At 66.9% G+C, this 323-nt stretch carries 1 pseudogene; it reads left to right on the top strand.

Going from position 1 to position 323, the window contains the following annotated elements:
• Positions 1-323: pseudogene (locus tag CVH10_RS19040) on the top strand (IS21 family transposase); the annotation flags it as partial.

The raw sequence follows: 323 nt of genomic DNA, 5'->3' as shown, positions 1-323 counted from the left end.
GACGGGCTGAACGCCTGGCTCGAGACGCGCTGCATTGCGGCTTGGAAGGAGATCCCGCATGGGGAGCTTCCCGGCACGCTTGCGGATGCGTGGACCAATGAGGTGCCGAGCCTGATGCCGCTTGGCCGTCCCTTCGACGGCTTCGTCGAGCATACCAAGCGGGTCTCGCCGACCTGCCTCGTGCACTTCGAGCGCAACCGCTATTCGGTTCCGGCCTCTCTTGCCAACCGTCCCGTGAGCCTGCGGATCTACCCGCAGCGCATCGTTGTGGCCGCGGAAGGCCGGAACCTGTGCGAGCATCCCCGGGTCATCGCGCGCTCGCA

This window comes from Halomonas sp. ND22Bw, assembly GCF_003011945.1.
Classification (GTDB): Bacteria; Pseudomonadota; Gammaproteobacteria; order Pseudomonadales; family Halomonadaceae; genus Halomonas; species Halomonas halophila.
The sequence above is the reverse complement of the archived record's forward strand: the minus strand, read 5'-3'. Positions and strand labels throughout refer to the sequence as shown.